The organism is Gordonia sp. SL306, assembly GCF_026625785.1.
Classification (GTDB): domain Bacteria; phylum Actinomycetota; class Actinomycetes; order Mycobacteriales; family Mycobacteriaceae; genus Gordonia.
The window spans coordinates 3,477,228-3,498,927 of the sequence record NZ_CP113063.1 but is presented as its reverse complement, the minus strand read 5'-3'; the positions used below and the strand labels follow the sequence as shown (position 1 = coordinate 3,498,927).

Below are 21,700 nucleotides of genomic sequence, written 5' to 3'. Positions count from 1 at the left end.
AAGTAGCAAAGGAGAGTTTCACATGTCACCGAGCCAGCTGCCCTACCCGCTGTTCGACGCGGACAACCACCTGTACGAGACCAAGGAGGCGCTCACCAAGTTCCTGCCAGACAAGTACAAGAAGGCCATCCAGTACGTCGAGGTCGAGGGCCGCACCAAGATCGCCATCCGTGGCCAGATCAGCGAGTACATCCCCAACCCGACCTTCGACGTGGTCGCGCGGCCGGGTGCCATGGAGGACTACTTCAAGAACGGCAATCCCGAGGGAAAGAGCAAGCGGGAGATCTTCGGTAAGCCGATCAAGGCGATCCCCGCCTTCCGTGAGCCGGCACCGCGCCTGGAGTTGATGGACGAACTCAAGATCGACCGCACCCTGATGTTCCCGACGCTGGCGAGCCTCGTCGAGGAGCGCATGCGCGACAATCCGGAGCTGATCCACGCAGTGGTCCACTCCCTCAACCAGTGGCTCTACGAGACATGGTCGTTCAACTACAAGGAGCGCATCTTCACCGTCCCGGTGATCAGCCTCCCCATTGTGGACAAGGCGATCGAGGAACTCGAATGGTGCGTCGAGCGTGGGGCGAAGGCGATCCTGGTCCGGCCCGCACCGGTGCCCGGTTTCAAGGGTCTCCGGTCGTTCGCGCTGCCGGAGTTCGACCCGTTCTGGAAGCGGGTCGTCGAACTCGACGTGCTCGTCACCCAGCACTCGTCTGACAGCGGTTACGCCCGCTACAACCAGGATTGGGAGGGCAGCGGCGAGGAGATGCTCCCCTTCGTGACGAACGCCTTCCGCATGGTCAGCGAGTGGCGCCCGATCCAGGACGCCGTCTCCTCCTGGGTGTGCCATGGTGCGCTGCTGCGCTTCCCGGAGCTGCGGATCGCCGTGATCGAGAACGGTGCCAGCTGGCTGCCGCACGTGCTGCAGACCCTGACCGACGTGTACAAGAAGGCTCCCGAGGGCTTCGGCATGCAGGACCCGGTGGCCGCCATCAAGAAGAGCATCCACGTCAGCCCGTTCTGGGAAGAGGACTTCAGCAAGCTGACCTCGTTGATCGGTGCCGAGCGCGTGCTGTTCGGGTCGGATTATCCGCATCCGGAAGGCCTTGCCGAGCCCACCACCTACATCAGCCACATCGAGCACCTCCCGTTCGAGGACCAGAAGCTCGTGATGGGTGGCAACATGGCGCGGCTCCTGAAGGTATGACCTGGAAGACCATCCCCGAGATGGTCCTGTCGTCAGCCGACCGCTTCGGCGATGCCGAAGCGGTCGTCGACGGGTCCCTGCGGCTCACCTTCCGCGACGTGGTTCATCGAATCCGCTGTGCAGCCGGATCATTCGCCGACATCGGAATCGACAAGGGCGACCGGGTCGCGATCTGGGCGCCCAACTCGGCCGAGTGGATCATTGCCGTCTTCGGGCTCCTGACCGCGGGCGGGACACTGGTGCCCGTCAACACCCGCTACAAGCGGGACGAGGCCGCCGACATCATCGCGCGCAGCGGCGCGAAGGCCGTGCTCGTCCAGAAGGATTTCCTCGGACTCGACTTCGAAGTGCCGGCCGGCGTGGCGGTCATCGACATCAAGAGCGACTTCCTCTCCAGTGGAGCACCTTTCGAGGCACCGGTCGGTCCGGCAGACATCGCCGACATCATGTACACCTCGGGCACCACGGGTCGCCCCAAGGGCGTCATGATGAACCACGAGCAGGTGCTGCGACTGTTCTCGGAATGGTGCGACCTGGCCGATCTCCGCGAAGGTGACCGATACCTGATCGTCAATCCGTTCTTCCACATGTTCGGTTACAAGGCGGGAATCGTCGCCTCCTTCATCCGTGGCGCGACGATCCACCCCGTGCCCGTCCTCGACGTCGGACAGGTCCTCGAACTGATCGAGACCGAGAAGATCACCATGCTCCCGGGCCCGCCGACCCTGTATCAGTCCTTGCTCTCCGCGAACGACGGTTCACGCGATCTCTCGTCGTTACGCGCCGCGGTGACCGGATCCGCCGACATACCGGTCGATCTCATCCGCCGCATCCGCAACGAGCTCCCGTTCGAGACGATCATGACCGGTTACGGACTCACCGAGGCCGGCACCGTGACCGCATCCAGATCCGGCGACACCTTCGATCAGATCGCGACCACCGTCGGAATCCCCTGCGCCGACATCGAGATCCGCATCTCCGGCGACGCCGAAGTCCTCATCCGCGGATACAACGTGATGCAGGGTTACCTCGACGACCCGGAGGCGACCTCCGCCGCCATCGATGACGACGGCTGGCTACACACCGGCGATCTCGGCGAGATCGTCGACGGCGGGCGCCTGCGGATCGTCGGCCGCAAGAAGGACATGTTCATCGTCGGCGGCTTCAATGCGTACCCCGCCGAGATCGAGAGCTACCTGCTCGAACATCCAGCGGTCGACCAGGTTGCCGTGATCGGGGCCCCCGACGAGCGCCTCGGCCAGGTGGGCAAGGCCTTCGTGGTCGCGGCCGCGCCGGTCACCGAGGACGAGCTCGTCGAGTGGAGTCGCGAACGGATGGCGGGCTTCAAGGCACCGCGCACGATCACCTTCGTGGACCAGTTGCCCGTGAATGCCACCGGAAAGGTGATGAAGAGCAAGCTCCGCTGATCGGAGTTCCTCTCCTCGCGGAAGGTGGTCTCGATACGCCACTCACTCCGTTCGCGGCTACTCGACCGGCGAGACCCCCGCACCACCCGCCGATCGAGTCGGCACCGAGCCACCAGGCGAGGAGCCGATGCTGACGCTCCCTACGGCCAACTACTCATTGCTACCGTGGCGTGTATTCACCGGTACCGAGTGCGAGGTCTCTCAGATGAATGGAGCCGACGGCAATGTACATCCCGCGCAAATTCGAACTGTCCGACGAGGCGATCGCGACCGCTCTCGGGAGCGCCGGGATGGCACACCTGATCACGCCTGGTGACGACGGACTCGCGATCACCCCGATGCCGATGATCTACGACCCCGCCCGCAATGTACTCGTGGCGCACATGGCCCGCGCCAACCCCCACTGGCGGGTCACTCTCGAGTCTGCAGCCGAGTCGGTCGCGATCTTCACCGGCATCGATGGATACATCTCACCGTCGCTCTATGCGACCAAAGCCGAGACGGGCAAGGTGGTCCCGACCTGGAATTACGAGACCATCAACGTCTACGGCGCCCTTCGCGTCCACGACGACCCCGACTGGCTGCTCGACCATGTTTCGGCCCTCAGCGACCGTCACGAGCAGAGTCGTGATATGCCATGGGCCGTCACCGACGCACCCGCCGACTTCGTCGCCGGCCAACTCAAAGCAATCGTAGGTCTGGAACTCACCATCACCCGGTGGGAGGGCAAAGCCAAGATGTCGCAGAACCAGCCCGAATGCAACCAGGTAAGTGTCGTCGATGGGCTCGCGAGTTCCGGTGACTTCTCCGACCGTCAACTTGCCGACGCAGTGAGCAACTACACTGCAGGACAGTCACTCTGAACGCCAGGGTCAAGTAGTCGAACGGGACGACCATGCCGGTGGCGCCGCACCGGTCGGTAGTGATCAGCTGAGGGTGATCGCCTGTCGCGGACATGCACTCACTGCCGCCTCGACAACACCACGCGAGTCCTCCGGCGGGTGTCGCTCCCACACCGCGACATCGTCATCACCGACCTCGAAGACATCAGGCGCAAGTACAGCGCATAGCCCGTGACCTTCACACAGCAATGTGTCGACCTCCACCCGCGGTCCGGTGGTCGCGCCACCGTCCCCGTGGCCGTGTTCGTTCGCCATCGACAACCTCCTGAGGGATTACTACTTGAGCAGGCTGCCGGCGTCCACGGCCATAGCAAGACCGGTGACGAAGCGTGCCTCATCGGAGGCGAGAAACAGCACCGCGTTACTGATGTCACGAGGCTCGACCCATCCTGTCGGCAGCACATGCATCATCTGTGCAACCACCTTGAGATCATCCGGACCCGGGTTCTCGAGATCCGGTCGGAACATCTTCATCGTCCCTTCGTTCATGAACATCGGTGTGTTGACGTTCGTCGGAAGGACCGAGTTGACCCGGATCGACTGGGCCCCCAGTTCGACGGCGAAACTCCGCATCAATCCGATGACCCCATGCTTGGCCGCGATGTAGTGTCCGGTGTTCGGGTATGCCTTCATTCCCCCCACAGAACTCGTCAAGACCACAGATCCGCCGCCGGCCGACTGCAAGTGGGGAACTGTGGCTTTCACGGATTTCCATACACCGGAAAGATTCACGTCGATCATGTCCTGCCAGTCGGACTCGCTCGTCTTGTCGAGCGTTTCGCCCCCGTTCCCGATACCTGCATTCGCTACGACCACGTCAAGGCGTCCGAGTTGCTCCACCCCGTCGTCGACAGCCGACTTCAGCGCGTCGTAGTCCCGGACATCGGCCTGGGTCGCAATGATCCGACGGTTCTGCCTTTTGACCAGTTCGACCGTCTCGGCGAGATCCTCCGGAGTCGACGCCGCAATCGACGTGTCGTCGGTGACCGGGCCACAGATGTCGACCGCAATGATGTCGGCTCCCTCCTCAGCCAATCGCACCGCGTGACTACGCCCCTGCCCACGGGCGGCGCCCGTGACAAAGGCAACCTTGCCCTCCATACGACCAGCCATTGATCTACCAACTTTCTCAGGAAATCCAGAGTGGATAGGTGAATTGCGCCCGGCTGCAGTCGGGTCGCGGCGCTCGGGTCAGATACCGAACACTCGAGTCGGAGTGTGGCACGAGTAACATCGCACTGTCAATGGCCTCTCGACCGAGATCGTCTGGCACTGAGCGTATTCCGTGGCACCCATACGAACTCCCTTACACAGCAAACACATTGATTCGTCTGTCGGCTACGTTCGGCCGACCTTCTGACCCGACCACACCTCGAGAGCAGCCGTCGTCTCCCGTGACGGTTCGAGCGTGAGCAGGCCCACCAGACTGTCGAGGAGCTGACTCACATGCACCGCGTACGGCGGCACCGCCTCGCCGAGTTCTCTTGTGCGTCGGCGGTCTGTGCAGATGTGCAGGCACGCTGCGGTCGCCTGTTTGATACGAAGCTCACGTAACTCCACTGGCACAGACCCCAACAATGCGCCGACACGGTCGTAATAGGCCTGCTCGGTCAGTCGATTCGCAGGAGGCAGCTCGTGGAACGGATGCGACTTGCGTTCGAGCTGCTCGATGAACTCCAGGTAGTAGCACATCTGATCCTCGCCGAGCTCGATGAGCGGCAGGTGCTGAGCCTCGACAACGGCTCGGACATCCCGGAGATCCGCCCGCGCGTACAGCAGTCCGCGCCGACGGTCGAGATCATCTACCCGATTGGCCAGCACCGCCGTCACCAGCGCATCTTTGGACCCGAAGTGGTACTGGACAGCGGACTTGTTCGCTGTTCCTGCCTCAATTGCAATCTGCCGCAACGGGACTCCATCGAGACCATGGAGCGCGTAGAGCCGCTCAGCGGTCAGTATCAGCCGCTCTTTGGCGGATCGCACTTCCGTCTGCATAGACATAATCAAACCATAGACAAATTAGGTCGATTGCCTTAATGTTCAGTCCACACGTTTGAGAGGTAGGTCACATGTCCCAGTCTTCGGCGGGTTACATCACTGCACGAAACACCAATGCACGAGCCCACGAAACCCCTTTCGAACAGGCGAAACAGGGCTGGCTCCACGACCAGGTGTGGTCCCGCCCCGGTTTGGGACGGCGTGAGCGCCGCTGGGTGACCTTGACGTGCGTCGGTGCGGCTGATGCCCACAAGCCGATCGACGATCAAGTCCAGGATGCTCTCGCCAGCGGTGACATCAGCATCGACGAGATGTTGGAGTTCGTCCTTCATTTCGCCGTCTACAACGGGTGGCCCAAGGCCTCCCATCTCGAAGGCGTGATCCGACGCACATGGGCAACGATCGACCGCGCGAGCGGCGGAACCGGCACAGTGGCACCACCGGACAACGCCAGTCTGGGATTGAACGACTGGGACTCCAGAATTGCCGACGGCACACGGGAATTCGTCGAGGTGAACTTGATCGACGCACCGCGCCCGGAGACGCCGTACATACATGCGGGCATCCTGAACTTCGTCTTCGGCCATGTCTGGCAACGACCAGCACTCACTCGGCGGGACCGCAGGTTCATCACCGTCGCCTCGGTGGCGGTCTGTGATTCGTTGACACCTTTGCATTCACACACGGGCTCGGCGCTCGAATCCGGCGACATCACGAAACCCGAGATGGACGAAGTGGTTCTCCAGCTCGCAGCCTATTCCGGCTTCGCCAAGGCCGAAGCCCTCCACGGCGCCAGTGAGGAGGCATGGGCGCGGTTGCAACCATGACCACCTCGCTCGCGAGCGCGACTGCTTGATGTCCGCGCGGGCCGCATCCAACCGAAAGATGGGATTCAGCAACATGTCAGGACTTGAAGGCCGCGTGGCTTTCATCACCGGTGCAGGGCGGGGCCAAGGTCGCGCGCATGCGATCCGTCTCGCCCAAGATGGGGCAGACGTCATTGCCGTCGACATCTGCGAGAACGTCGCGTCGATGACGTATCCGAATGCCTCTCAAGAGGACCTCGAAGAGACCGCGCGACTCGTCGAGAAGGAGGGTCGTCGCGTCATCGCGCGGAAGGCGGACGTGCGAGACTTCGCCGGGCTGTCGACCGCTTTCCAGGAGGGATACGACGAGTTCGGTCGCGTCGACATCATCGTGGCGAATGCCGGAATCATCAAGATGGGACCGGAGGATCCGACGAACTTCCTCGCCGAGTGGAACGATGTCATCGACACGAACCTGACGGGTGTCTTCCACACCATTCGTGCCGCTCTGCCCGCGATGAGGGACGGCGGGCGTGGGGGGTCGATCGTGATCACGAGTTCGTCTGCCGGGATCAAGGCCTCCGCATCCATCAACGCGAGCGGAAATGCCTATGCCTCCGCCAAACGAGGCGTTGTCGCATTGATGCAAGGACTCGCCAATTACCTTGCACCGGAATGGATCAGGGTGAACACGATTCACCCGACCGGCGTTGCGAGCGGGATGACCATGAACGATGCGATGCAGAAACTGATGGCCGAGGCGGCCAAGGGCGGGGCAAACACGATCTCCGGCATGCAGAACGCATTGCCGATTCAGATGCTGGAAGCGGAGGACGTGGCCAACGCCGTCGCTTATCTCGTCTCCGATCAGGCAAAGTTCATCACCGGCACCCAGTGGGCTCTCGACGCCGGTTTCACCGTGCGATGAATCTCTCCACCGTCAACCACGTGAGAGGCTGTCCATGACGACCGCGGCCAAGACCGAGAACACCGATGCGCTACCCACCGAACTGTTGATAGGTGGTGATTGGGTCGCCGGATCGTCGGCGATCGAACATGAGCACATCTACCCGGCGACGGGCCGGCCCAACGCGACGATCACTCTCGCCGGTCCCGAGGAGATCGACCATGCGGTGACGAGTGGCGCAGAGGCCCAACGCGAATGGGCATCCCTGCCGATCGGCCGACGACGCGACATCATGTTCGATCTGGCCGACGCCGTGCACGAGAACATCGACGCCCTGGGCCGACTGAGCATCCACGATTTTGCCGTGCCCATGCGGACCGCACCGGGACACACCATGCTCGCCGAGAGCTTCATCCGCTACTACGCCGGACACGTCGACAAAGCGCACGGTCAGACCTCAGAGGTCTCGGGCAAGCACGATCTCAACATCATCGATCGAGAGCCTTACGGTGTGATCGGGGTGATCGCTCCGTGGAACGGGCCGATGGTTGTCGTCGGTCTCAACGTCGCGCCGGCATTGGCGGCCGGCAACGCTGTCATCCTGAAGCCCTCGGAGTTGTCACCGTTCAGCGCACTACGGTTCGGCGAGATCTGTGTGGAGGCCGGGTTGCCGCCCGGTCTGGTCAACGTGCTGCCATCCGATGCCGAAGGCGGCCGCTCGCTCGTGGCTCATCCTGGGCTCGGGAAGATCCACTTCACCGGCGGAGGTGCGACCGCGCGGCAGGTGTTGACCACAGCCGCGGCAAACCTGACCCCGGTGGCGACCGAACTCGGCGGCAAATCCGCGAACATCATCTTCGCTGACGCCGACCTGGACCAGGCCGCCATTCTGGCCGCATGGCAAGGGCCCCTGGGGCAATCGGGTCAGAGCTGCGCGTGCGCGAGTCGGATCTTCGTGCAGAACGAGGCCTACGACGAGTTCATGCAACGCTTCCTGGCGGTCCTGGCGGCAGCCAAGATCGGGGACCCCTTCGATCCGGACGTCATGGTGGGTCCGGTGGTCAGCGAGCCCGCGATGAATCGCATCCTCGGCGTCATCGACCAAGCTGTGCACGGCCGGCACGGAACGCTCACCACGGGCGGCCGGCGAGTGGGTGGAGAGTTCAGCGACGGCTACTACATCGAGCCGACCGTGTTCACTGACGTCGACAATCGTTCTCCGCTCGCGACCACCGAGATCTTCGGGCCGGTCGTCTCCGTCACTCGGTTCGGTGACGAATCGGAGGCACTAGCACTGGCAAACGACAGCGACTACGGTCTCAACGCCTACGTGCAGACGATGAACCTCCCACGGGCCCATCGTTTTTCCCGTGCGCTTCAGTCCGGGTCCGTGTGGATCAACCGCAACAGTGACATCTCGCCCCAAGGACCGTACGGGGGCTTCAAGAAGAGCGGCACCGGTCGAGCCGGCGGCGTCGAAGGACTCCAGGAGTTTCAGCAGATCAAGAACACCCGCATCGGGCTCTGACTCGAACCGCTCCGCACGGGCAATGCGCAGCCACGAGCAACAGTTCACATCTTCCTATTCTCGGTACCTCGAAAGGACTGAAACGATGTCCAACCCCACGACGGTCGACTACTTCTCCGACGCCGGAGTGTCACAAGACCCCTACGAATACTGGGACCATTTGCGCAGTATCGGACCGGTGACGCAAGAACCCCACCAGAACGTCATCGCGGTCACCGGCTATCAAGAAGCCCAAGAGGTGTTCAAGGACACCGACTCGTTCTCCGCAGTCAACGCCATCGGCGGACCGTTCCCACCGCTTCCCTTCCAGCCGGTCGGCGACGACATCACCGATCTGATCGAGGCCCATCGACACGAGTTCCCCATTTTCGAGCACATGGTCACGATGGATCCGCCCGAACATCAGAAGGCTCGATCGCTGCTATTGCGCCTGCTGACGCCGCGGCGCCTTCAGGAGAACGAGGACTTCGTGTGGGTCCTCGCCGACCGCCAGATCGACGAGTTCATCGCACGCAAGCGCTGTGAGTTCCTCGGAGACTTCGGTAAACCGTTCGCCACGCTCGCCATCGCCGATCTCCTTGGCGTCCCGGAAGGCGACCGGGACGAGGTCCGTCGCAATCTGGGCGCAGGCAACGCTCCGGGCAGCCGCGTCGGGGCCCTCGATCACGAACCTGTCGGCAGCAACCCTCTGCAGTACCTCGACGATCTCTTCTCCGGGTACATCACGGACCGGCGCGAACATCCTCGCGGCGACGTACTCGGCGGGCTTGCTTCGGCAACCTACCCGGACGGTTCGGTCCCGCCCGTGATCGAGGTAGCACGACCTGCCACCTTCCTGTTCGCCGCCGGTCAGGAAACAGTGACCAAACTGCTCAGCTCCGCGCTCCTCATCCTCTGCGAGAGGCCCGACCTCCAGGCGGAACTCCGCGCGAATCGGAAGCTGATCGTCCCGTTCATCGAAGAAGCGCTGCGCATGGAGAGTCCCACCAAGGTGGACTTCCGACTCACGCGTCGGTCGACCACCCTCGGCGGAGTAGACATTCCGGCCGGCACCATCATCATGCTCTGCCTCGGGGCCGCCAATCGGGACCCCCGAAAGTTCGACGATCCCAACGAGTTCCGAATCGACCGAGAGAATGTCCGCGAACACATCACCTTCGGTCGAGGTATTCACACCTGCGCCGGGGCTCCGCTGGCGAGGGTCGAGGGAAGGGTGACGATCAACCGACTGCTCGATCGGATGACCAACATCAGGATCGACGAATCCGTCCACGGACCGTCCGGTGAACGCAACTTCACCTACGAACCCACGTTCTTGCTGCGCGGGCTCACCGATCTGCACATCGAGTTCGACGAGACGAAGTGAGCCGGGACAATGACTGTGGACTACATCCTGGACGAGCTGCGTAGCCGGCCGGGTCACGGCGACACCATCCCGATCATCAATCCCGTCACCGAGGAGCCGATCGTCGAGTTCGTCGACGGCGGAGCAACAGCGGTGGACGAAGCGGTCGCCCGCGCCCGGAAGTCGTTCGAATCCGGCTCGTGGAGTGAACTTCCCGGCAGCGAGCGGGCAAAGATCATGTGGCGGATCGCCGACCGCATCGATGAGCGAGCCGACGAGCTCGCGGCGCTGGATTCACTGAATACCGGCATGAACTACGACCAGGCCAGGTCGATCATGGGCACCAGCGCGGAGATCTTCCGCTACTACGGGGGCTGGTGCACCAAGCTCAACGGGATCGCCCACGACGTGCAGCAGACCGGTGGGATCACAGGTGCGTACTCGAACATGCACGCGTACACGCTCAAAGAGCCATACGGCGTGGTCGGCCTGATCTTTCCGTGGAACGGGCCGATGTTCAACGCCGCCGCCAAGCTGGGGCCTGCATTGGCCGCCGGCTGCAGCATGATCGCGAAGCCTGCCGAGGAGACACCGCTGTCGGCGATCCTGCTGGAGCAGATTCTCGCCGAAGCAGGTGTGCCCGATGGCGTGGTGAACATGGTGACCGGTTACGGCCACACGGCGGGCAAGGCACTGACCGAGCATCCAGACGTGGAGAAGGTCGCGTTCACCGGTTCCACGGAGGTGGGCAAGCAGATCGTCGCGGCGTCCGCCGGGAACCTCAAGCGGGTCATGCTCGAGCTCGGTGGCAAGTCGCCTGTTCTCATCTATGATGACGCCGATCTGGAGACCGCGGTCACCATGGCCGCAATGGGCATCTTCATCCACTCCGGTCAGGGATGCATCTGCGGCTCGCGCATCTTTGTGCAGCGGAACGTGTATGAGCAAGTTCTCGAGGGTATCTCGATGGTCGCCAACGGCGTCAGGCTCGGCGGTCCAGACGAGGAGGACAGCCTCATCGGACCACTCATCAGCGAGAAACAGCTGAACCGGGTGATGGGATTCGTCGACGACGGCAAGCGCAACGGCGTCGAGGTCGTCACCGGCGGTGAACGCCTCGACCGCCGGGGCTACTTCGTTCATCCCACCGTTGTGACCGACGTACACCCCTCGATGGCGCTGTACCAGCAAGAGATCTTCGGTCCGGTCGTGGCAGTCCTGCCCTTCGACGACGACGAGGAGGTCGTCGCCCTCGCGAACGATTCCGACTACGGGCTTGCTGCGACGGCATGGACCAAGGACATCGCGCGCGGTCATCGTCTGGCGAAACGGCTCCAGGCCGGCACCGTGACCCTCAACTGCCAGATGGTGTTCGACCATTCGATGCCATTCGGCGGCTACAAGCAATCGGGTTGGGGCCATGAGTGGGGTCGAGATGGCGTCGAGAGCTATCTACAGACCAAGACCGTGTACACGCAACTGTGAGCATCTCACCCGACCTCAGAATGAAATGCGACAGAGCCCTTGCCGTCAGCTCAGTGAATGGACACCGCGATGACCCTTCTCACCCAAGACCACCCCGATCCATCCGCCGTGGAAGCACGCGAGGTCGCTCGTGAGCGCGCGAGCTCGCGGCGGAATCACCTGCGCTACCGCCTGACAGTGATGGCGACAACCCCCTCAGAGGTCGTCGAGTTCTGTGGCGGATGGCTTTTCGATCACGCGATGGCAGGTTGGGACGTCAGCGTCCACATCCTCGATCGCGGCGCGTCCACGGTGCCGCTGGAGATACTGGGGACGCGCGTGTTGGATCTGCGGCCTTCCCACGCCCTGTGCACGTGGACGCAGTGGCCGCAGTCACTGGCGATCTCTGCCGACCTGTGCCACGCCGACGAAAGGTTCCAGAGAGCCGCCGCCGCAGCGCTCCGCGCTCGCCGAGCAGATGTCCGGCTGTGGGGCAGTCAGTACCCGGAAGCCCTCGAGGTCGGCTCAGCGCCGGACGAGCACAGAGTCAGCAACGCCGCGCTCGCATTCAAACGTCGGGCATTGCGGGCGGCCGGTCTGCCCGGAGACCCGGTTGCGGCAGTTGAGTATTTCAGGTTCACGCAGGCGCTACCGGAGTGATGTGCCCCATCGAGGCGCACCAGTCACTACATCGACGCCGCGTCGGACTCCGCCGTGCGCGTGTCACAGCCGAGGGTCCTGGCTCAGAATCGTGACGGCTGCAACCGATGTAGGCCCACCCACATTGTGCGCCAATCCTATCCGTGCTCCGTCGACCTGGTTCACCGCCGAACCCCGAAGCTGTTCGAACAGTTCGACACACTGGCCGATGCCGGTCGCACCCGGCGGATGCCCCTTGGACTTCAGACCCCCACTGGTGTTCACCGGAAGGGAGCCCCCGATCGTGGTGTCGCCCGATTCGAGGAGCTTGTAACCTTCGAACCGGTTGGCGAAGCCCAGATCCTCATAACTGATGAGTTCGATGCCGGTGAAGAAGTCATGGACCTCGGCGACGTCGACGTCGGCCGGGGTGACACCGGCCATGGCGAACGCCCGCTGCGCGGCCCGCACTGTCGCGGGGAAGGTCGTCAGGTCGGTCTTGTGCTGGTGCATCATCGAATCCAGCCCGAGGCCCACCCCGGCCACCCATACGGGACGGCTGGTGTAGCGGTCGGCGATGTCCTCGGACACCAGGATCATCGCGGCGGCGCCGTCGCTCAGCGGGGCGCAGTCGTAGACGCTGAACGGTTCCACCACCGTTGGCGCCGAAAGCGCTTGCTCTGCGGTGATCTCGAACTGCAGCCTGGCCTTGGGGTTGTTGGCGCCGTGGCGATGGTTCTTGACCGCGACCATGGCCAGATGTTCCCGGGTGGCGGGCGATTCGTGAAAGTACCGGTTGACGTGCAGGGCCACCCCGGCCGGGGCGACGAGGCCAAGCGGGTACTCCCACGCCATGTCGCGCGAGATCGCCTCCCACTCCCAGACGACGTTCTTCGACGCGGTCTCGCGCAGCTTGTCGGCGCCGGCGACCAGGGCCACGTCCACCGCACCCGACCCGATGGCGTACACCGCGTTGCGGATCGCGTCGTTGCCGGTGGCACACGAGTTCTCCACCCGGGTCACCGGGATCCCGTCGATGCCGAGGGAGTCGGCCACGATGCCCGATGCGAAACCATCCGTCGCACCCACCGCGCCGAACCACGCGGCCTCGATGTCGTGCTTGTCGATCCCCTTGTCCACCGATGCAACGCAATCCGCGAACGCCATCGGGACGAGATCCTTCACACCGAGCGCGAAATGCTCCGCGAACGGGGTCATTCCGGCCCCGACGACCGCGACCTTCCTCATGCTGCCACCTCTTCGGGCTCGAAGGCGTATCCGTAGTCGGGCACGCCGGATCGGATGGCCAGGCGGCGCAGTACGAGCCTGCCCCGATCGCCGATGCCAACCAGTCCCACGTGCGCTCCGGCCACCTTCACCAAAGCGCGGACGCCCACGTCGTCGAGTTCGACGAGGACGAGAGAGTAGGGCGATGGCAGGCCCGGCACCGGAACATGCACGGTCGCCTCTGAATACACGACGCCGGCCCGAGGCAACGGGACGAGTTCGTAGTCGGTACGCAGGGCGCCGTCGGTGCCCACGTGATAGCGCGGCGGAAAATCGAGCACCTCGCTGTCGGTGAACTTCCCGGCCTCCCACCGCACCTTGGCCTCGAAGGCCCGCTCGTACGCGGCCAGCGAGATACGGAGTTCGTCGTCCGACGCCACCGGTTCCTCCGATTTCGAACGTGGCGCCAGGTCGCGCCGGTACACGGCGACCGGAGCTGCGGCGACTGAGATCCCCGACAGACTGGCCTGCTCGACGGCGACGAGACTGCCCGACAGTTCCTGCTCGGCCATCGCCGCCAAGGCGAACAGACCCGAGCTCGCGCCCATCGTCGGGACCTCCGCATCGACCTCGGCAAGCCGCGCGGCCGCCTTGCGGTCGACGCCGGCCACGACGGTCGGCTTGTCCAGCCACGACGCCGCCAACGACGCGACCAGCCCGCGGTCATGCAGCAATCGCGGATCGCCGTAGTCGTGGACGGCTCCGGTGGTGTTGCGGGTACGCACCGGCAGGCTCCGCGCCACCCGTGCGCTGGTCCGCACATTGAGGCCACGATCGGCGGTCAACACCGCTGCGGCACCGGCAGGTTCGAGATCGACACCGATCACCAGCGTGCGCGACCGGGCCGAGCTCAGCGCGTCCAGCGTCGCCGGCGCACCACCGAGGCGCTCGGTGACCTCGAGTTCCGGGTCCAGGTCGAGGCCCGCCAACAGGACCGCCGCGTTACTGCTGTCCGTGAGCGGCAGATCGCGGCTGACCAGCACCACCGAGTCCACCGAAGCACCACCACTCAGTGCGGCCCGCCCGGCCTCCACGGCCAAGGTGATGGCGTCCTCGTCGTCACCGGCGACTCGGTGGTCGACGACACCCCAACACGGGAGATAGGTTCCGATGGAGGTGATGTTCGGCATCGTCTGCTCCCGTCAGGTGACCGCGCCCGCGGTCTTCAATTCGATGATGCGGTCCCAGTCCATCCCGAGTTCCTGCAGGATGTCGTCGGTGTCCTCGGCGAACCCTGGCGCAGCGGTGACCGACGATGGCTCGACGTCGAACTGGACGGGATTGCCCACCAGTTCGAGGTCACCCGCGTTCACGATGTAGTCGTTGGCGCGGATCTGCGGGTCGTCACCGACCTGCCGCGAATCCTGCACCGGGGCCCATGGGCCCGCGAGGGTCGCGAATCGTTCCGTCCAGTCCGCGAGAGTGCGCTCGGCGATGATCTCCCGCAGGATCGCCACTGCCTCAGACGTGTTCTCCGCCAACAGTTCTGCGCTCGTGAACCGCGGATCCTCGGCGAGCTCCGGATGCTCGACGTGCTTGCACACGTCGGGCCAGAACTTCGCGGCCTGCAGCATGACGAACGAGATGTAGCGGTTGTCCGCCGTCTTGTAGAGTCCCGACAGCGGATTGGTGGGCGACCCATGGCCACCCTGCGCCGGAGCCTCCATCGGCTTGTCGAGATGCAGCGAGAGCGCCACGGTGTGGCCCATCGACCACAGTCCGCTGCCGAGCAGGGACACGTCGACCACCGACGGCTCTCCGGTCCGTTCCCGCTTGAGCAGCGCGGCCGCGATGCCACCGGCGAGATTGGTCCCCGAGATCGTGTCGCCGAACGCCGGACCCGGCGGGCTGATGAGGCCCTCGGTGTCAGGCGGCGTCAGGGTCGCCGCGATGCCACCGCGCGACCAGAAGGCGGTCATGTCGTAACCGCCCTTGTCGGACTCGGCACCCCTCGGGCCGAGCGCACTGCCCCGCGCATAGACGATCGACGGGTTCACCGCGCGGATGTCGTCGACGTCGATCCCGAACCGCGTGCGCGGACCGGGCAGGAAGCTGGTGAGGAAGACGTCTGCCTTGCGCACCAACTCGTAGAGCACCTCGCGTCCCTCCGGACGTGACATGTCGATCCCGATGCTGCGCTTGCCCCGATTGGCATGCTCGACATTGGGATTGGGGTCGCCCTCGACGCGGAACGTGCCCGTCTGGCGGAGCCCGCGTTGCGGGTCACCGGTCACCGCGTGCTCGACCTTGATGACCTCGGCCCCCCACTCACGCAGAACCGCGCCGGCCGACGGCACGAACCCGTACATCGCGACCTCGAGGATGGTGAAACCCTCCAGCGGCCTCACGCTTCCACCGCCTCGGCGAACGCCTTGATCTCGGTGAACTCATGCAGACCTGCGACGCCCATCTCCCGGCCGATGCCGGATTCCTTGTACCCGCCGAACGGGACGTCGGCGGAGAAGTAGTTGCCGCCGTTGATGCTGAACGTGCCCGTACGGATAGCGCGCCCGACCGCGGCACCTCGAGCCGAATCGGTGGTGAGGACACCGCCCGACAACCCGTACCGCGAGTTGTTGGCGATCTCGATGGCATGCTCGTCGCCGTCGTGCGGGATCATCGCCAGCACCGGTCCGAAGACCTCCTCCTGCGCGATCTCGCTGTCGGGGTCGACTCCGGCGAGCAGCGTCGGCGCATAGAAGAATCCGGGATCGATGCGCTGTCCACCGCGTACCAGCCGGGCGCCGGCCTCGACCGCACGCTGGACCAGGCCGTCGACCTTGTCGCGCTGTCGCTCGCTGATCAACGGGCCCATGTAGGTCTTGTCATCGGTCGGGTCCCCAACGGTCACATGGTCGAGCATCGCCCCGACCATCTCCGCGAGCTGATCGTGCTTGTCGCGCGGGACGATCAACCGGGTGGTCAACGCGCAACCCTGGCCCGCATGACTGCAGATCGTGAACGCCGCGAACTGTGCGGCCTTCATCAGATCGGCGTCGTCGAGGACGATGAGCGCCGATTTGCCGCCCAGTTCGAGGAATACGCGCTTCAGTGAGCCCGCTGCATCGGCCATGATCTGCTTGCCCACCGGTGTGGACCCGGTGAACGTGACGACGTCCACGTCGGGATGGGCGACCATCGTCTGTCCCACCTCGACCTTCGACGACGTGATGATGTTGACGACGCCTGCCGGAATGTCGGTGTGTTCGGCGATGATCTCGCCCAGCGCCAGGGTCACCAGCGGCGTATCCGGAGCGCCCTTCAGCACCACGGTGCATCCGGCCGCCAACGACGGCGCGAGCTTCGCCAGGGCCAACTGGTTCGGGTAGTTGTAGGCGATGATGGCGGCCACCACGCCCGCGGGTTCACGTTCGGTCCATCGACGGTGCTGCTGACCCCGGATCTCGATCTCCCCGAGATCCTCGGTGAAGGAATGGTTCTCGAGGAGATCGGCGTAGTAGCGGACGATCTCGATCGGCGCGTCGAGCTGATTGCCCTTCGTGAGCATCTTGGTGGCGCCGACCTCGGCGATCGTCAGATCACGCAGTTCCTCGGCATGGTCGAGCAGTGCCTTGTGCAACTGATCGAGGCACCGCGCGCGGAGCGTGACGTCGGTCGCCCACCCGGACTTCTCGAAGGCGTTACGAGCCGCGGCGATCGCCGCTGTCGCCTCGTCCACGCCTGCATCCGGCGCCGAGCCCAGCACTTCCCCGGTTGCGGGGTTGATCGTCTCGAAGGTCGTCGTCGACGTGACGAGCTGTCCGTCGATCAGCAGTCGCTTCTGGATACTGCCGGAAACCTGACTCGCATCGACCGCGCTCGAGCCGCCGGTCGTCATCGTGTCCTGGGCCACCACACGCCCTCCCACTCCCTTGTTGAAAATGTCATTCTCGTATATGACTAACGTCACATTCGCATAGAATCATCGAGGACGCAAGGTCGCGAGGTGACCGAACGCTCCATCGACGCCGACACCCCAGGGCGGCATTCAGCACCGGTCAAACCACTCGAACACTTGCCGATTGCTGATTTTCGAGAGTACCGTTCTCACTCATGGAAGGGAGATTCTTGTGATCGAGACCTCAGCCCTCACCCCCGCGATGGGTGTGCAAGTGTCCGGAATCGACGACCTCCGCGATCCAGCGGTGATCGGTCGTTGCCTGGAAGCCTTGAAATGGCGTGGTGTCCTGCTCATCCGGGGCCTGCACCTCGACGACGAGGCGCAGGTTGCATTCAGCAAACAGCTCGGTCCGGTGCTCGCGCCCTCCGGCAAAGAGGTGTTCGTGGTGTCGCTCGACCCGGCGAAGTCCCGGTCGGCCGAGTACCTCAAGGGCACGTTCCACTGGCACATCGACGACACCACCAACGACGTGCCCGCCAAGGCGACCATGCTGACCGCACGTCACGTCGCCATGGTCGGCGGCGGGACGGAGTTCGCGAGCACCTATGCCGCCTACGAAAACCTCCCCGAGCAGGACCGCAAGCGTTACGACGGGCTGCGCGTCGTGCACACCTTCGAGGCCTCGCAGCGGCTGGTGCACCCCGATCCGACCGACGAGCAGCTCGCGGCCTGGCGCACTCTGCCCTCGCACGAGAGTGCGCTCGTGTGGCAGCGCCGCGACGGTCGCCGGTCACTCGTCATCGGTGCGACCGCCGACCACATCGTCGGGATGCGCCCCGAGGAGAGCCGTGAACTGCTCGACGAACTGCTTGCCTGGTCGACCCAGGAGCGCTTCTCCTACGTCCACGATTGGGAGAAGGACGACGTGGTGATCTGGGACAACACCGGGATGCTGCACCGTGCGCTGCCGTATGACCCGTCCTCGGAACGGACCATGCACCGCACGACCATCGCCGGAGACGAGGCGTGGTCGTGAAGAACGCTGTCGTCACCGGCGGCGGCTCCGGCATCGGACTGGCGGTCGCCGAACGCCTTCGCAGCCAGGGCTATCACGTCGCCACCATCGACCTGCGACCCAGCGATGAGCCGTCGGCGGAGGCCGCCGACGTCGCCGATCGGTCCCAGGTCGATGCCGCCATGTCCAAGATCCGCGAAACCCTCGGCCCGATCACCATTCTGGTCAATGCCGCGGGCGTCGACGGATTCAAGCGGTTCGCGAAGCTGGACTTCGCGGAGTGGCAGAAGGTCATCGACGTCAACCTGAACGGCGTCTTCCACTGCACCCAGGCAGTCCTGCCGGACATGGCCGACGCCGGCTGGGGCCGCATCGTCAACATCTCGTCGTCGAGTGCCCATTCGGGCCAGCCCTACATGACGCACTATGTCGCGGCGAAGTCCGCCGTGAACGGGCTGACCAAGGCGCTGGCCCTCGAACTCGGCCCGCAGGGCATCACCGTCAACGCGGTGCCGCCCGGGTTCATCGACACACCGATGCTGCGTAATGCGGAGGGCCTCAAACGACTCGGCGGAACCGTCGACGATCACATCGAGCGGACGCCGGTCCGGCGGGTGGGCCGCCCCGAGGACATCGCCGCGGCCTGCGCCTTCCTCATCTCAGAGGAAGCGAGCTACATCACCGGACAGATCCTCGGCGTCAATGGGGGACGGAACACCTGATCACCCGGCTCCGGAGTCGACCGGAGCCGACCACAGACCGCCGCGGATCGCGTAGAACGTGGCACCACAGAAGGAGATTCGACATGGGACGCGTTCAGGACAAGGTTGCCTTCATCACCGGAGCCGCGCGTGGGCAGGGCCGCAGTCATGCGGTGCGGCTGGCCGAAGAGGGCGCCGACATCATCGCCGTCGACCTCTGCAAGGACATCGACACCATCGGATATCCGATGGCCACACCGGAAGACCTCGAGGAGACCGCACGTCTCGTCGAGAAGGAGGGTCGACGGGTCGTCGCAGTCCAGGCCGACGTCCGCGAGGCCGCACAACTGCGCAGCGCGCTCGAACGCGGCATCAACGAACTCGGCAAGCTCGACATCGTCGTGGCGCAGGCAGGCGTGGCCGGGATGAAGGGCGAACCGGCCACCCAGGCGTGGTGCGACGTGGTGGACACCAACCTGATCGGCACCATGAACGCGGTGCAGGTCGCGCTCCCCCACCTCCGCGAAGGCGCATCGATCATCGCCACCGGATCGATCGCGGCGCTGATGGACATCAGCAAGACCGACGTCCCCGGCAAGGATCTGGGCGGCGTCGCCTACGTCTTCTCGAAACGAGCTCTCTCCCAGTACATCCACGAGCTCGCCACGCACCTCGCACCCCAGGGTATCCGCGCGAACGTCATCCATCCCACCAACTGCAACACCGACATGCTGCAGAGCGAGCCGATGTACCGGTCCTTCCGGCCCGATCTGGAGAACCCCACCCGTGAGGACGCAACGCCTGCGTTCTATGTGCAGCAGGCGATGAAGACACCCTGGATCGAACCCTCCGACATCAGCAACACCGTGCTCTACCTCGCCTCCGAGGAAGCGCGCTACGTCACCGGTATGCAGATGCGCGTCGACGCAGGCGGCTACCTCAAGTGGTACGACTTCAAGATCTGACCTTTTCGCACGACCCACAGCCCAGCAACATCTTTCATCCACCGATAGGAGGACGATCGTGAAGGTTCACATCGACGGCGACCGCTGCCAGGGACACACCCTCTGCGCCATGATCGCTCCGGAGATCTTCGAGCTCAGCGATATCGACGGCCACGCCTCGCCGGTCTCCGAGGACGTACCGGACGGATTCGAGGACAAGGTCCGCGAGGCCTCGCGATCCTGTCCGGAACAAGCGATATCGGTGTCCGAGCGTATCTCCTCGGGCACCGAGTGACCCGACACGACGACAGGAGACGACACGATGAGTCTTGACAGCGTCGCCGATGACGACGCACGAAAGCGGAATCGTTATCCCTTCGACCGCCATTCGACCGAATACCGGGAGAAGTTCCTCCAGACCACGCAGGAGATGCACGAGAAGTGCCCCGTGGCGTGGAGCGACACCTACGGAGGCCACTGGGTCGCGGCCAGCAGCGAGGCCGTCTTCGAGCTCGCGCGGTGCCCGTATGTGTCCAACGACCACGACGTGCGCAACGAGCGGCGTGGTTACAAGGGCATCAGTATCCCGACGGCCGACCGCGCGTCGGGCGTCCGGGGTGGCATCCTGGAGATGGACGAACCCGAACACAAGTTCTTCCGCTCCATCCTTAATCCGTACCTGGCACCCGCTGCGGTGAAGCGGTGGGTCCCGTTCATCGACAAGGTGATCCACGCATGCATCGACGAGAAGATCGAGACCGGTCACATCGATTTCGTCGATGAGCTGGCGAATGTCGTGCCGGCGGTGCTCACCCTCGCGATGCTCGGCATCCCGGTCGAGAAGTGGACGATCTACAACGAACCGGTACATGCCGCGGTGTACACGCCGCCGGACTCCCCCGACGCGCCTCGAGTCGCGGAGCTACACCGGCAACTCGGGATCGACCTGATCACCAACCTTTTCGAGATCAGGGAGAATCCGCGCCCGGGACTGATCAACGCGGTGGCCAACGCGAGTATCGACGGCGGCGCTCCCGACGACATGGAGTTGCTGGGGATTCTGAGTCTCGTGATCGGCGGCGGTTTCGACACCACGACCGCGCTGACCGCGCATTCACTGGAGTGGCTCTCGGAGAACCCCGACGAACGCGAACGTCTCAGTGCCCACCGCGACGAACTCCTCGACGGTGCCACCGAGGAGTTCCTCCGCTACTTCACCCCTGCGGCAGGCGACGGACGGACCATCGCCGAGGACTTCGAGGCCACCGACGGCACCGATTTCCGCGAGGGCGACCGTCTCTGGCTGTCCTGGGCGATGGCCAACCGCGACACCGAGCTCTTCGAGGATCCGAACCAGGTCCACCTCGACCGCACCGGCAACCGCCACTTCAGTTTCGGCCTCGGGATCCATCGCTGCATCGGATCGAACGTCGCCCGTACCGTCTTCAAGCGCATGCTGGTCGCGGTGCTCGACCGGATGCCCGACTACCAGTGTGATCCACAGGGCGCGGTGCACTACGACTCGATCGGCGTGATCCAGGGCATGCGGCACCTGCCCGCGACGTTCACCCCCGGGCCTCGCACCCATTCGAGCCTCGCGGACACCCTCGTCGAGGTGCAGAAGATGGTGGACGACGAGAATCTCGCCGAACCGCTCGCCCTGTCCCGAGCGCAGCAGAAAGGGTAGGGCGC

Annotated in this window: 21 protein-coding genes; 14 read left to right on the top strand and 7 right to left on the bottom strand. The window is 64.3% G+C overall.

Features of this window, described 5'->3' with window-relative positions; translation table 11 throughout:
• The first annotated feature begins 22 nt into the window (after positions 1-22).
• The 3 genes from OVA31_RS16005 (at position 23) to OVA31_RS15995 (ending at position 3,494) form a co-directional block, all read left to right on the top strand.
• Positions 23-1,204 carry an amidohydrolase family protein gene (locus OVA31_RS16005; RefSeq protein WP_267627596.1) on the top strand — a complete coding sequence of 394 codons (1,182 nt, stop codon included), beginning with the start codon at positions 23-25 and terminating at the stop codon, positions 1,202-1,204.
• A complete protein-coding gene (locus OVA31_RS16000; RefSeq protein WP_267627595.1) occupies positions 1,201-2,631 on the top strand; it encodes a FadD3 family acyl-CoA ligase in 1,431 nt (476 codons plus the stop codon). Before OVA31_RS16005 ends, OVA31_RS16000 begins: the two co-directional genes overlap by 4 nt.
• A 224-nt stretch (positions 2,632-2,855) precedes the next feature.
• Complete coding sequence (locus OVA31_RS15995; RefSeq protein ID WP_267631561.1) at positions 2,856-3,494, top strand: FMN-binding negative transcriptional regulator; 639 nt, start codon at positions 2,856-2,858, stop codon at positions 3,492-3,494.
• Positions 3,495-3,557: 63 nt separating this feature from the next.
• Here the strand turns inward: OVA31_RS15995 and OVA31_RS15990 are convergent, their stop codons facing one another.
• The 3 genes from OVA31_RS15990 to OVA31_RS15980 all read right to left on the bottom strand — a co-directional run bounded on the left by OVA31_RS15990 (position 3,558) and on the right by OVA31_RS15980 (position 5,534).
• On the bottom strand, positions 3,558-3,788 hold the full coding sequence (locus OVA31_RS15990; RefSeq protein ID WP_267627594.1) for a ferredoxin: 231 nt from the start codon (positions 3,786-3,788) through the stop codon (positions 3,558-3,560).
• 21 nt (positions 3,789-3,809) lie between these two features.
• Positions 3,810-4,646 (bottom strand): mycofactocin-coupled SDR family oxidoreductase, encoded by an 837-nt coding sequence (locus OVA31_RS15985; protein WP_267627593.1) that lies wholly within the window; start codon positions 4,644-4,646, stop codon positions 3,810-3,812.
• Positions 4,647-4,871: 225 nt separating this feature from the next.
• Positions 4,872-5,534, bottom strand: a complete 663-nt coding sequence (locus OVA31_RS15980; protein WP_267627592.1) for a TetR/AcrR family transcriptional regulator — start codon at positions 5,532-5,534, stop codon at positions 4,872-4,874.
• A 68-nt stretch (positions 5,535-5,602) separates the two neighbouring features.
• On the opposite strand from OVA31_RS15980, the gene OVA31_RS15975 reads away from it, so the two are divergent.
• The 6 genes from OVA31_RS15975 (at position 5,603) to OVA31_RS15950 (ending at position 12,241) form a co-directional block, all read left to right on the top strand.
• Positions 5,603-6,358, top strand: coding sequence for a carboxymuconolactone decarboxylase family protein (locus OVA31_RS15975; protein WP_267627591.1), 756 nt, complete (start codon positions 5,603-5,605; stop codon positions 6,356-6,358).
• Between the two features lie 73 nt (positions 6,359-6,431).
• The gene (locus OVA31_RS15970; protein WP_267627590.1) at positions 6,432-7,265 is read left to right on the top strand and encodes a mycofactocin-coupled SDR family oxidoreductase; all 834 of its coding nucleotides are present in this window, start codon (positions 6,432-6,434) and stop codon (positions 7,263-7,265) included.
• A gap of 34 nt (positions 7,266-7,299) precedes the next feature.
• Complete coding sequence (locus OVA31_RS15965) at positions 7,300-8,772, top strand: aldehyde dehydrogenase family protein (RefSeq protein WP_267627589.1); 1,473 nt, start codon at positions 7,300-7,302, stop codon at positions 8,770-8,772.
• An 85-nt stretch (positions 8,773-8,857) separates the two neighbouring features.
• Entirely contained in the window at positions 8,858-10,138 is a 1,281-nt protein-coding gene (locus OVA31_RS15960; RefSeq protein ID WP_267627588.1) for a cytochrome P450, read from the top strand.
• 9 nt (positions 10,139-10,147) lie between these two features.
• A complete protein-coding gene (locus OVA31_RS15955; RefSeq protein WP_267627587.1) occupies positions 10,148-11,602 on the top strand; it encodes an aldehyde dehydrogenase family protein in 1,455 nt (484 codons plus the stop codon).
• Between the two features lie 69 nt (positions 11,603-11,671).
• Positions 11,672-12,241, top strand: a complete 570-nt coding sequence (locus OVA31_RS15950; protein ID WP_267627586.1) for a hypothetical protein — start codon at positions 11,672-11,674, stop codon at positions 12,239-12,241.
• A 63-nt stretch (positions 12,242-12,304) separates the two neighbouring features.
• On the opposite strand, the gene OVA31_RS15945 is transcribed toward OVA31_RS15950, so the two are convergent.
• Genes OVA31_RS15945 through OVA31_RS15930 form a run of 4 tightly spaced genes read right to left on the bottom strand, consistent with a single transcriptional unit; the run spans position 12,305 to position 17,345 of the window.
• On the bottom strand, positions 12,305-13,468 hold the full coding sequence (locus OVA31_RS15945; protein ID WP_267627585.1) for a thiolase C-terminal domain-containing protein: 1,164 nt from the start codon (positions 13,466-13,468) through the stop codon (positions 12,305-12,307).
• The gene (locus OVA31_RS15940) at positions 13,465-14,637 is read right to left on the bottom strand and encodes an OB-fold domain-containing protein (RefSeq protein WP_267627584.1); all 1,173 of its coding nucleotides are present in this window, start codon (positions 14,635-14,637) and stop codon (positions 13,465-13,467) included. The genes OVA31_RS15945 and OVA31_RS15940 overlap by 4 nt, the downstream gene beginning before the upstream one ends.
• Positions 14,638-14,649: 12 nt before the next feature.
• Positions 14,650-15,855, bottom strand: a complete 1,206-nt coding sequence (locus OVA31_RS15935) for a CaiB/BaiF CoA transferase family protein (RefSeq protein ID WP_267627583.1) — start codon at positions 15,853-15,855, stop codon at positions 14,650-14,652.
• Positions 15,852-17,345 (bottom strand): aldehyde dehydrogenase family protein, encoded by a 1,494-nt coding sequence (locus OVA31_RS15930; protein WP_267631560.1) that lies wholly within the window; start codon positions 17,343-17,345, stop codon positions 15,852-15,854. Before OVA31_RS15930 ends, OVA31_RS15935 begins: the two co-directional genes overlap by 4 nt.
• Before the next feature lie 232 nt (positions 17,346-17,577).
• On the opposite strand from OVA31_RS15930, the gene OVA31_RS15925 reads away from it, so the two are divergent.
• The 5 genes from OVA31_RS15925 to OVA31_RS15905 all read left to right on the top strand — a co-directional run bounded on the left by OVA31_RS15925 (position 17,578) and on the right by OVA31_RS15905 (position 21,695).
• The gene (locus tag OVA31_RS15925; RefSeq protein WP_267627582.1) at positions 17,578-18,384 is read left to right on the top strand and encodes a TauD/TfdA dioxygenase family protein; all 807 of its coding nucleotides are present in this window, start codon (positions 17,578-17,580) and stop codon (positions 18,382-18,384) included.
• Positions 18,381-19,085, top strand: coding sequence for an SDR family NAD(P)-dependent oxidoreductase (locus tag OVA31_RS15920; RefSeq protein WP_267627581.1), 705 nt, complete (start codon positions 18,381-18,383; stop codon positions 19,083-19,085). Before OVA31_RS15925 ends, OVA31_RS15920 begins: the two co-directional genes overlap by 4 nt.
• Positions 19,086-19,168: 83 nt before the next feature.
• Positions 19,169-20,029, top strand: a complete 861-nt coding sequence (locus tag OVA31_RS15915; RefSeq protein ID WP_267627580.1) for a mycofactocin-coupled SDR family oxidoreductase — start codon at positions 19,169-19,171, stop codon at positions 20,027-20,029.
• Between the two features lie 58 nt (positions 20,030-20,087).
• Positions 20,088-20,303: a ferredoxin gene (locus tag OVA31_RS15910; protein WP_164307280.1), complete on the top strand. Its 216-nt coding sequence runs from the start codon at positions 20,088-20,090 to the stop codon at positions 20,301-20,303.
• Positions 20,304-20,330: 27 nt separating this feature from the next.
• A complete protein-coding gene (locus OVA31_RS15905) occupies positions 20,331-21,695 on the top strand; it encodes a cytochrome P450 (RefSeq protein ID WP_267627579.1) in 1,365 nt (454 codons plus the stop codon).
• The last annotated feature ends 5 nt before the right edge of the window (positions 21,696-21,700 follow it).

Bases quoted from the DNA above. Each gene is read 5' to 3' on its own strand.
- OVA31_RS16005 (WP_267627596.1), top strand. From the start codon at position 23: ATGTCACCGAGCCAGCTGCCCTACCCGCTGTTCGACGCGGACAACCAC.
- OVA31_RS16000 (WP_267627595.1), top strand. From the start codon at position 1,201: ATGACCTGGAAGACCATCCCCGAGATGGTCCTGTCGTCAGCCGACCGC.
- OVA31_RS15995 (WP_267631561.1), top strand. From the start codon at position 2,856: ATGTACATCCCGCGCAAATTCGAACTGTCCGACGAGGCGATCGCGACC.
- OVA31_RS15990 (WP_267627594.1), bottom strand. From the start codon at position 3,788: ATGGCGAACGAACACGGCCACGGGGACGGTGGCGCGACCACCGGACCG.
- OVA31_RS15985 (WP_267627593.1), bottom strand. From the start codon at position 4,646: ATGGCTGGTCGTATGGAGGGCAAGGTTGCCTTTGTCACGGGCGCCGCC.
- OVA31_RS15980 (WP_267627592.1), bottom strand. From the start codon at position 5,534: ATGTCTATGCAGACGGAAGTGCGATCCGCCAAAGAGCGGCTGATACTG.
- OVA31_RS15975 (WP_267627591.1), top strand. From the start codon at position 5,603: ATGTCCCAGTCTTCGGCGGGTTACATCACTGCACGAAACACCAATGCA.
- OVA31_RS15970 (WP_267627590.1), top strand. From the start codon at position 6,432: ATGTCAGGACTTGAAGGCCGCGTGGCTTTCATCACCGGTGCAGGGCGG.
- OVA31_RS15965 (WP_267627589.1), top strand. From the start codon at position 7,300: ATGACGACCGCGGCCAAGACCGAGAACACCGATGCGCTACCCACCGAA.
- OVA31_RS15960 (WP_267627588.1), top strand. From the start codon at position 8,858: ATGTCCAACCCCACGACGGTCGACTACTTCTCCGACGCCGGAGTGTCA.
- OVA31_RS15955 (WP_267627587.1), top strand. From the start codon at position 10,148: ATGACTGTGGACTACATCCTGGACGAGCTGCGTAGCCGGCCGGGTCAC.
- OVA31_RS15950 (WP_267627586.1), top strand. From the start codon at position 11,672: ATGACCCTTCTCACCCAAGACCACCCCGATCCATCCGCCGTGGAAGCA.
- OVA31_RS15945 (WP_267627585.1), bottom strand. From the start codon at position 13,468: ATGAGGAAGGTCGCGGTCGTCGGGGCCGGAATGACCCCGTTCGCGGAG.
- OVA31_RS15940 (WP_267627584.1), bottom strand. From the start codon at position 14,637: ATGCCGAACATCACCTCCATCGGAACCTATCTCCCGTGTTGGGGTGTC.
- OVA31_RS15930 (WP_267631560.1), bottom strand. From the start codon at position 17,345: ATGACGACCGGCGGCTCGAGCGCGGTCGATGCGAGTCAGGTTTCCGGC.
- OVA31_RS15915 (WP_267627580.1), top strand. From the start codon at position 19,169: ATGGGACGCGTTCAGGACAAGGTTGCCTTCATCACCGGAGCCGCGCGT.
- OVA31_RS15905 (WP_267627579.1), top strand. From the start codon at position 20,331: ATGAGTCTTGACAGCGTCGCCGATGACGACGCACGAAAGCGGAATCGT.